This is a genomic window from Nocardia brevicatena NBRC 12119 (assembly GCF_000308495.1).
In the GTDB taxonomy this organism is placed as follows: Bacteria; Actinomycetota; Actinomycetes; order Mycobacteriales; family Mycobacteriaceae; genus Nocardia; species Nocardia brevicatena.
The window spans coordinates 111,979-120,438 of record NZ_BAFU01000057.1 but is presented as its reverse complement, the minus strand read 5'-3'; the positions used below and the strand labels follow the sequence as shown (position 1 = coordinate 120,438).

7 protein-coding genes are annotated in these 8,460 nt (G+C 65.5%); 3 read left to right on the top strand and 4 right to left on the bottom strand.

Annotation, left to right across the window (positions count from 1 at the left end; genetic code table 11):
* Nucleotides 1-213 precede the first annotated feature (213 nt).
* Nucleotides 214-981: an IclR family transcriptional regulator gene (locus ON20_RS14515; protein WP_040836064.1), complete on the top strand. Its 768-nt coding sequence runs from the start codon at nucleotides 214-216 to the stop codon at nucleotides 979-981.
* Between the two features lie 590 nt (nucleotides 982-1,571).
* Here the strand turns inward: ON20_RS14515 and ON20_RS14510 are convergent.
* The 4 genes from ON20_RS14510 to ON20_RS14495 form a co-directional block, all read right to left on the bottom strand.
* On the bottom strand, nucleotides 1,572-2,828 hold the full coding sequence (locus tag ON20_RS14510) for a cytochrome P450 (RefSeq protein WP_245547236.1): 1,257 nt from the start codon (nucleotides 2,826-2,828) through the stop codon (nucleotides 1,572-1,574).
* 710 nt (nucleotides 2,829-3,538) lie between these two features.
* Nucleotides 3,539-3,808 carry a hypothetical protein gene (locus tag ON20_RS14505; RefSeq protein ID WP_040836021.1) on the bottom strand — a complete coding sequence of 90 codons (270 nt, stop codon included), beginning with the start codon at nucleotides 3,806-3,808 and terminating at the stop codon, nucleotides 3,539-3,541.
* Nucleotides 3,805-4,953 carry a 3-ketosteroid-9-alpha-monooxygenase, oxygenase component gene (locus ON20_RS14500; protein WP_040836020.1) on the bottom strand — a complete coding sequence of 383 codons (1,149 nt, stop codon included), beginning with the start codon at nucleotides 4,951-4,953 and terminating at the stop codon, nucleotides 3,805-3,807. Before ON20_RS14500 ends, ON20_RS14505 begins: the two co-directional genes overlap by 4 nt.
* A 253-nt stretch (nucleotides 4,954-5,206) precedes the next feature.
* The gene (locus ON20_RS14495) at nucleotides 5,207-5,593 is read right to left on the bottom strand and encodes a nuclear transport factor 2 family protein (RefSeq protein ID WP_040836019.1); all 387 of its coding nucleotides are present in this window, start codon (nucleotides 5,591-5,593) and stop codon (nucleotides 5,207-5,209) included.
* Between the two features lie 350 nt (nucleotides 5,594-5,943).
* Between ON20_RS14495 and ON20_RS14490 the strand changes: the two genes are divergently transcribed.
* Entirely contained in the window at nucleotides 5,944-7,035 is a 1,092-nt protein-coding gene (locus tag ON20_RS14490; RefSeq protein WP_086008984.1) for a ferredoxin--NADP reductase, read from the top strand.
* A 219-nt stretch (nucleotides 7,036-7,254) separates the two neighbouring features.
* On the top strand, nucleotides 7,255-8,439 hold the full coding sequence (locus tag ON20_RS14485) for an acyl-CoA dehydrogenase family protein (protein ID WP_040836018.1): 1,185 nt from the start codon (nucleotides 7,255-7,257) through the stop codon (nucleotides 8,437-8,439).
* Nucleotides 8,440-8,460 lie beyond the last annotated feature (21 nt).

Sequence of the window (8,460 nt, the reverse complement as noted above, 5' to 3'; positions counted from 1 at the left end):
TCCGGCCGGTCGCTGCGGCGGTGATCAGGCGCTGCGCCGCGCGGATGACAATGGACTCGTCCACATCGGCGCTGTCGCTGATGCTGTCGACAGTGGTGGCCACCACTACCTCCGTTCTCGTCTTCGATGGATGTGCGACCAGTCCACACCGGAACGGAGGAGTCGAACAGTAATATGGTCCACTGAATGGACCAGTACCGAGAGAAGCCGCCCATGCCGGAACGACAGCTCGACGAGCGTTCCGTGCTGGGCCGTGCCCTGCTGATCCTGGAGGCCTTCGGCGTCGAGGACCGGGCACTCGGGCTGTCCGAGCTGGCCCGACGGACCGGCCTGCCGAAGGCCACCGTGCACCGAATGAGCCGCGACCTCGTGGCGGCGCGCCTGCTCGGCTCATCACCGGAGGGCTACCGCCTCGGTCGCGGCCTGTTCGAACTGGGTATGCGGGCGGCCACCGAACGAACGCTGCTCGAGGTCGCCGTCCCCTTCCTGCAGGATCTGTTCACCCGGACCCGGGAAACCGTCCACCTCGGTGTGCGTGACGGGGACGAAGTCGTCTACATCAGCAAGATCGGCGGCCACCGGCAGGCCCGTGCACCGTCACGGATCGGCGGCCGGATGCCGCTGTACTGCACCGCGATCGGTAAGGCGCTGCTCGCACACTCCGGTCCCGACGCGATCGACCGAATCCTCGCCGAACCACTCACCCGACGCGCTCCCCGGACCGTGGTCGGCCCCGGGTTGCTACGCGCGCATCTGACGCAGGTCCTCGAGCAGGGTGTCGCCTACGAGTACGAGGAATCGGCAGTCGGCATCGCCTGTGTGGCCGCCCCCATCCTCAGCGCCGAAGACGAACCGCTGGCGGCGGTCTCGGTCACCGGACCGCTGATCCGGTTCCACCCCGAGAAGCACGCGTCCTCGGTACAGGCGGCCGCCGCCGGGATTGCCTCCATCCTGGCGCGCCGCGTGCAGACACTGCCCTAGTTTCGAGTTACACCCAAAGGAGTCTGCTGCTCGGCGAGCTCCCGCAGGGGGTGCGACCATGCGCTGTCGGTCCGTGGTTGCGGCATAGCGCGCACCCATCTTACCGGCTCGCCTTCCCCGTGCGGCACGGAGCGCATGCTCGACAAGTGTGCTCGATCTCTCGTCGGTAAGTGGCTCCCGTGGGATCGAGCAGTTCACGACGATCGGAGACATCAACGCGTACAGGATCATGGCCAAGTCGACGTTTTCGACAACTATCCTCGCTCGGCCGTGTAGACGAGGATCGCGTGGACGTCCGCGGTGGATTGCTCGAACGAATCTCTGCTCGGACGGCTTCTTCGTCTCCGCCGCGTCCGTGTCCGCCGCGGTCTCGAGGTCTCCGACATCCGTCGGTCCTTCCTGTCGAACCACCACGGTCCAGCCCGTCGGACCGAGGTCAGGTCCACCGTTGCTCCGACACTCCCCCATCACGAAGCCGGGAGCCCTTGGAGCCGCGTCGGCCGCAAACCGAAGACCACCGAGAAGGTTTACGCGACAGATATTTCCGCGAGGTCACCAGTGTGACACCCAGGCAGACGCGAGGCCGCAGCTCAGAAGAGGCGCAGAGGAGGTGATTTCGGGAAGGTGACCGGCAGTGAGGCGAGAGCGCGGTGGAAGGGGCCGGGCCGCCAGGTCAATTCTCCGGCCGGAATGGCGAGGCGCATTTCGGGCAGTGCGTCGAGCAACTGATCGATGGCATCCTGCACGACCAGGTATGCCGCCGACCTGGCGGGGCAGGCATGGGCTCCAACACTCCATGACAGGTGTGAGCTGTTGACGGTACGGCTGTCATCTGCGGTCGCGGGATCGTTGTTGCAGGCGGTCATGCTGATGACGACCGGCTGGTGCGCGGGTAGCCACGTACCCTCGATCAGGATCGGATGCCTGGGAAAGGAAACGCAGTAGTTCGCCATCGGTGGGTCGGTGGACAGCACCTCGTCCAGTGCATCGCGGGTCGACATGCTGCCGCCGATCAGGCCGCCCCCGAATCGGTCGTCGGTGAGCATGAGCCGAAGCGTGTTGGTGATCAAGTTCTGCATCGGCTCGATCCCGGCGCCGTAGAAGACGAGCACCTGATGGACCGTCTCCGTGTCATCGAGGCCGGCTGGGTGTTGGAGCAGCCGTGTGATGATGTCATCTCCGGGCTCGGTGCGTTTGAATGCCACGAGGTCGAATATCGCCTGCGCGAGCATGGCGTTGGCGTGGTCCGCGTTTGCGCCATCGAGTATCGAGGCTATGGCCTGTGCGGCGCGCCGGCCGATCTCGGGCGGGCAGCCGAGTAGGTCATTGACCACTTCGAAGGCGAGTGGGAATGCGTACTGGCCGATCAGATCGGCGGTACCCGCCTCGCAGAACGAGTTGATCAGTGGGATGGCAATCCGTTCGATCGTGCTGTGCAGCGCGAACTGATCCACCCCATCCATGGCGGCGACCGTCACCTGGCGGTAACGGAGGTGTTCGGCGCCCGCGCTGCGAATCATGTTCGGGCGCCACTGCAGCATCGGCAGTATTGGGCAGTCGGCAGGTACGTTCTTCTCCCAGTTGCGCGAGTCGGCGGGGAAATGGTCCGGATCGTTGAGAATGCGCAGTGCGGTGCGGTAGCCGAGGACCAGGGTGGCGGGTACGCCGGGCGCGAGGTCCACCGGCGCCAGTGGGCCGTATCGGTCGCGCATCTGCCGGTAGGCGTGGTGCGGGTCGGCGGCGAATTCCTCGGTGTACAGCGGTACCCGAGGCCCGCCGATGTCGATGGGGGAGGGGCGCCCGGCGGGGCGGCCATCGGTATGGATGAGATGCTGCGGCTTGATCACAGAAGGTGCTCCGGTTCGACAGAACAAGGACTCGATGAACGTCCGTGCCGGGTGCTGTAGCTCCGCTTCGGAACCTGGGTACTCGGAACCCTCTCAGAACGAGCGTTCTCAACTTGCGCCGGCGCCCGGATCCGGCGGCTTGCCCGGCTTCCTCGGTCTGTGGTTCATCGTCCATGGGTGCGCGCAGTATATGCGAGATTACCGGAACGTCACCGCCGCAGCGGATATGAGCACAGGCATACCCGTCGCGCAGTCCGATCGCCTCGGCATCCGCCGTATCGAATTCATGGCCATAACGATTCGCAGTCCTTCTCGCGCCGGTCCATGATGAACCGTGCGGGCGGCATCCAGGATGCGGATGACGGCGGAACCCGGCAGGCCTGCTTCTGCGCCGAGGGCGGTGGGACCCAGGATTGGCCGGCGAGGGTGAGGATTCGGCACCTTCTGGGGGCCACTCACCCGCACCGCGGCCACGATGTGCGCTCACACCCTGCTCACCCTCGGCTCGGCACGAGGATGAGCAACCCGCATAAGCCGCCTCGGGCCGGGGCATGATTGGTTCCACTACATCGTCCACGGTTCAGTGAGAGCTGCTGTCATGTGCGGTGTCGATCAGGTAGAGGGCCCGCTGTGCGCAACCCCGGCCGACAGCGCTGTCGACCGGGGTTGCGCTGGGCGCCGCGGGCTCGCTCTTCGGCGAGCCCGCGCGTTCACACCGGCTGTGCCTGGACGACCTGCAGTTGTCCCGAGGCCACTGCCTCGTCGATGGATTTCGTGAGTCGCGAACATCCCGCCGGCGCCGGTCCCGATATCGGTGATGTCCCGAGTTCTCGACAGGCGTCGCGGGCCTCGGCGTTCCACTGCAGGCTCGTCTGATCCCTGCTGCTCTTGCGCACCAACACCCGGGCCGCGCATTCGCCGCACCGGAGGGGTTTCATGGGTACGTCGTCGAGCCGATTGTCGGTCCTGGACTCGCTCATGTCGGAGTTCCGGTCGACTTGGCCTGGGTGGCGATGTTGTCGGCGACCTCCTTGTGCCACACCTCTTGGGCCCGGGTGATGTCGAGCTCGTACTCGAACCTGTCCACCATTTCCGGCTTGATGTCGGCGACGTCGACGTAGAACTGGTTGTACCAGCGGCGCAGCTGGTAGACCGGGCCGTCTTCCTCGCACAGCAACGGGTTGTCGATCCGGGCCTTGTGCCGCCAGATCTCGACGTCCTGCTCGAATCCCAGCTTGATGTAGTCGCCGAGTGCGATGGCGGCCTGGATCGCCGCCTCCTCCGGGAGGTGGGGCGATTTCTTGCCGATGATGCCGTACATGAGTACGAACGAATTGGAATCGATCGGGTAGTGGCAGTTCAACAGCACTGTCTGCTGGTCGCCGTCCTCGTAGTGGTACGTGAGATCGTCGATCATGAACGACGGACCGTAGTACGAGGCGACGGATGTGGATCCGAACAGCTTCGGCTGCCCCTCGGGGGCGCCGAAATCTTCGCGGGCCTCGCTCTTGAAGTACTGGGTGGCGATGTGCCCTTCGAAGACGTTCTTGAAGTATGTCGGCAGCGAGCCGTGCACGTAGAAGAAGTGCGCCATGTCCACGACATTGTCGATGATTTCGCGGCAGTTGTTGTCGACAATGGTCGTGTACCAGTGCCAGTCGGTCCATTCATCGCTTTCGGCGCCCTCGATGCGCGGAATGGCGACCTCGTCGGTCGGGGGCCGGCCTTCCGGGTCGTGCCAGACGAACAGCATCCCGTCCTGCTGCAGGGTGGTCCAGGCCCTGGTGCGGGCGAGCGGGGAGACGCGGCGGGCGTAAGGGATCTGCTTGCAGCGACCGTCGCCGCCCCACCGCCAGTCGTGGAAGGGGCACGCGATCTCGTCGCCTTTGACCTCACCCTGAGAGAGATCGCCGCCGAGGTGGCGGCAGTAGGCGTCGAGGATGTTGATCTTGCCGTTGGCGCCGCGGAACACGACGAGCTTGGTGCCGAATGCGTGGATGGTGTGAGGTTTTCCGTCGGAGAAATCGCGGAGCAGCCCCAGGCAGTGCCAGCCGCGAGCGAAGCGGGTCGGCGCCGCGTCCGCCTCGATCCGGCGGAATTCCTGGTCCGGTTGCAGCGATGTCATTGCACCCTCCTCGGAGGAGATATTCGATGGGGCGGCAGCAGGCCGATCGACCGCCGCGCAGCCGCGAAAGCGGCGACCCGGTTCTAACAAGGTTCGGCGGCATGAAACCGGTCACATTTCACTCACTGGGAAGCCGGTGGGAGCTTCGGAGAATTCGGGTGCCGGCGAAGAGCGGGCCACCCCGAGCAGGCCGTGGGGTGGGCGAAATCGGTCGGGACGCAGGGGCAGCTGTTTCGCGCTCACGCCTACCGGGTCAATCGGACGCGGATTCATGGACGACGACATCGCCCGGACTCCAGATGGCACGCATGCTCGTGATGAGACCGTGCTCGTCGAAGGTCATGACATCGATCGGTTCGATTGTGGTCACCAGATCGCCGGCGGTGGTGGTCACCCGCATATGAAAGGCCGCCGTGTCACCGGAAACCCGGACGGTGAGCAGCTCGGCGGTGATGTCGACCGGGTCGAGCGCGCTGTAGAAGTCGGCGATGTCCGCCCGTCCCCGTCGGGCCGGGCTGCCCACGGGGTCTTCGACGGTCGCGTCTTCGGCGTAGAGCGCGGCGATGTCCGCCGATGTACCGGTTCCGACTCGGCGGACGTACTCGGCCACGGCGGCGGTGAGCTGTTCGACTGTAGGCATCGGATTCTTCCTCCTGAAGGGAACGGCGCATCGTTCGCGCCGGAACGGAGCCGATGGAACCAAACACCGGCGCTCGAGGTACGCCTGTGATCCGCCTAGTGGGACAGCGCGAGCGTCGACCGGCCCTCCCGCGCCTTCCCCGAGAACCGGACCTCGGTGCCACCACTGCCTCGACGCGGTGGCGCGGGCGGGGGGACTCGCCGCCCACTCGATGACCGACGACATCCGGATGGGCTCCCAATCAGCGAGACAGCCCCGCCTGCGCCGCGGATTGCGGCCCTAACCTTCCCGGAGCCCGAAACCCGTACTCGAGAGGTGCGGGCGGTGACCGAAGACGATCAGGAGGGCGGATGTCCACGGATACGAGTGTCGGCCCCGAGGTACTCGGAGGCTCGAACACCATGACCGATGGCTCGCGCGGCAGCATTGTCCGAGTGCGCGAGGTCGTCCATGAGACCGCCGACGCGTGCTCGTTCGTCGTGGAGCCGGAAGAGGAGGCAGCGGCATCGTTCGAATACCGGGCAGGACAGTTCCTGACCGTCCGGGTTCCCGATGTGGGCACCGGGTCGGCGCGCTGCTATTCCTTGTCGAGCTCACCACACAGCGACCCGGCGATGACGTTCACGGTCAAGCGAGTCCAGGGAGGACATGGATCCAACTGGCTCTGTGACACCGTCTCGGTCGGAGACGGACTCGAAGTGTTACCACCCGCGGGGACCTTCACCCCGAGCTCGCTCGACGAGCCCGTGGCCCTGATCGCCGGCGGCAGCGGAATCACGCCGGTGATCGCGATCGCGAAGTCGATTCTGTTCGGTGGCAGCGGAGACGTTGTCCTGATCTACGCGAACCGAGACGAGGGGTCGGTGATCTTCGCCGACGAGCTGCGCGCACTCGAAAGCGAATTCGGTGACCGCTTCACCGTGCTCCATATCCTGGAGTCCTTGCAGGGCTATCCGACGCGACGAATGCTGACGCTGCTTCTTCACCCCTTCACCGGCCGAGACGTCTACATATGCGGGCCGACGCCTCTGATGAGCCTGGCGGCCGAAGTATGTGCGGAAGCGGGAATCCCCAGTACCCGGGTCCATTCGGAACGTTTCTTGTCGATACGACAAGACCCCTTCGCCGTCGGACCCGCGGCCGGAAGCGATGAGAACACAGCCGAGGACATCGCCTGCATGGTCCGGGTGTCGATCGACGGCGCCGACCACGTCGTGCCGTGGACCGCCGGCCGGAAACTGCTCGATGCGCTCTTGTCGGCCGGTATCGATGCACCGTACTCGTGTCGGGAAGGGGCCTGCAGCGCGTGCGTCTGCTCGTTGAAGTCCGGACGAGTGCACCTGGCTCACAACGAGGTCCTCGGCGATGAGGATCTCGCCGACGGATACATCCTGACGTGCCAGGCGGAACCGGTCACCGACGGGATCTCGATCGAGTACTGACCGGCACGCACCGCGCCGGACACAACTTCCATCCCACTCACCAGGAGACTCACATTACACACGAGTGCCGGATTGCCAAGCTCTACGCAGTGCGAGGAATCCTGTAACGCGGCAGTTCGGCCGATCCGCTCGGGCACTCCCTACGGGACCCGCCTCACTCCGGCCGTAGTTCGATCCCCTGCCCATTCCACTTCCAGCTCGAGAGATCAGGAGCCTTCAATGCCGAACCCAGTACTCGACAATATCGTCGCGATCGCCGACGAAATCCGTGCCGGTGCGGAAGAAGGTGAGTCGCTGGGTCGTCTGCCCGACGATATGGCCAAGCGCCTCAAGCAGGCGGGCATCATCCGCCTGCTGCAGCGCAAGAAGTACGACGGCTACGAAGCCCACCCCCGCGAGTTCGCCGAGACGGTCATGAAGACCGCCGGTATCTACGGTTCGGCGGGCTGGGTGGGTGGCATCGTCGGGGTGCATCCTTGGCAGCTGGCCTTCGCCGACCCGAAGGTGCAGGACGAAATTCTCGGCGAGGACAGCAACGTCTGGATGGCCTCGCCCTACATGCCCGGCGGGATCGCCGTCCCTACCGACGGGGGCTATGTGATGAACGGGCGCTGGCAGTTCTCCTCGGGAACAGACCACTGCGACTGGATCTTCCTGGGCGCCATGGTGGGCGGTCCGGACGGCAAGCCGCTGATGCCGCCGCAGGCTCTGCATGTGATCCTGCCCCGTTCGGACTACGAGATCGTCGACGACTCCTGGGATGTCGTCGGTCTGCGTGGCACCGGCAGCAAGGACATCGTGGTGAAGGACGCCTTCATTCCCGACTACCGCGTCATGAACCAGGACAAGGTGATCGACGGTACCGCGGCCAAGGAGTACGGGGTCACCGAGACGCTGTACAAGATGCCCTGGTCCACCATTTTCCCGCTGGGAATCACCTCGGCGACCATCGGTATCTGCGAGGGCGTGCTCGCCGCCGGCATCGCATATCAGCGCAACCGGGTCGGCGCCACCGGCACCCTCGTCAAGGACGACCCGTATGTGCTGCACGCCCTCGGCGAGTCGGCATCGGAGATCGACGCCGCCCGTCAGCAGTTGCTGACCAACGTCGACCGCATCTACGACAGGGTCGACCGGGGCGAGGAGATCGACTTCGCGACCCGGGCCCAGGTGCGCCGGGACCAGGCACGCGTTGCGTGGCGTGCGGTCCGCGCCGCCGACGAGATCTTCGACCGGGCCGGTGGTAACGCGCTGCGCATGGACAACCCGCTGCAACGGTTCTGGCGTGACGCCCACGCGGGCCTGCACCACGCCATCCACGTCACCAGCACCACCTATCACGCGGCCGCCCTGGCGTCGCTGGGCGTGGAGGTCCCGCAGGGGCCGCTGCGCGTGATGATCTGACGGTTCGGAAGGAACGCGAGT

Excerpts from the sequence above, each read along its gene's own strand:
- ON20_RS14515 (WP_040836064.1), top strand. The coding sequence starts at position 214 with ATGCCGGAACGACAGCTCGACGAGCGTTCCGTGCTGGGCCGTGCCCTG.
- ON20_RS14505 (WP_040836021.1), bottom strand. The coding sequence starts at position 3,808 with ATGAGCGAGTCCAGGACCGACAATCGGCTCGACGACGTACCCATGAAA.
- ON20_RS14500 (WP_040836020.1), bottom strand. The coding sequence starts at position 4,953 with ATGACATCGCTGCAACCGGACCAGGAATTCCGCCGGATCGAGGCGGAC.
- ON20_RS14495 (WP_040836019.1), bottom strand. The coding sequence starts at position 5,593 with ATGCCTACAGTCGAACAGCTCACCGCCGCCGTGGCCGAGTACGTCCGC.
- ON20_RS14490 (WP_086008984.1), top strand. The coding sequence starts at position 5,944 with ATGTCCACGGATACGAGTGTCGGCCCCGAGGTACTCGGAGGCTCGAAC.
- ON20_RS14485 (WP_040836018.1), top strand. The coding sequence starts at position 7,255 with ATGCCGAACCCAGTACTCGACAATATCGTCGCGATCGCCGACGAAATC.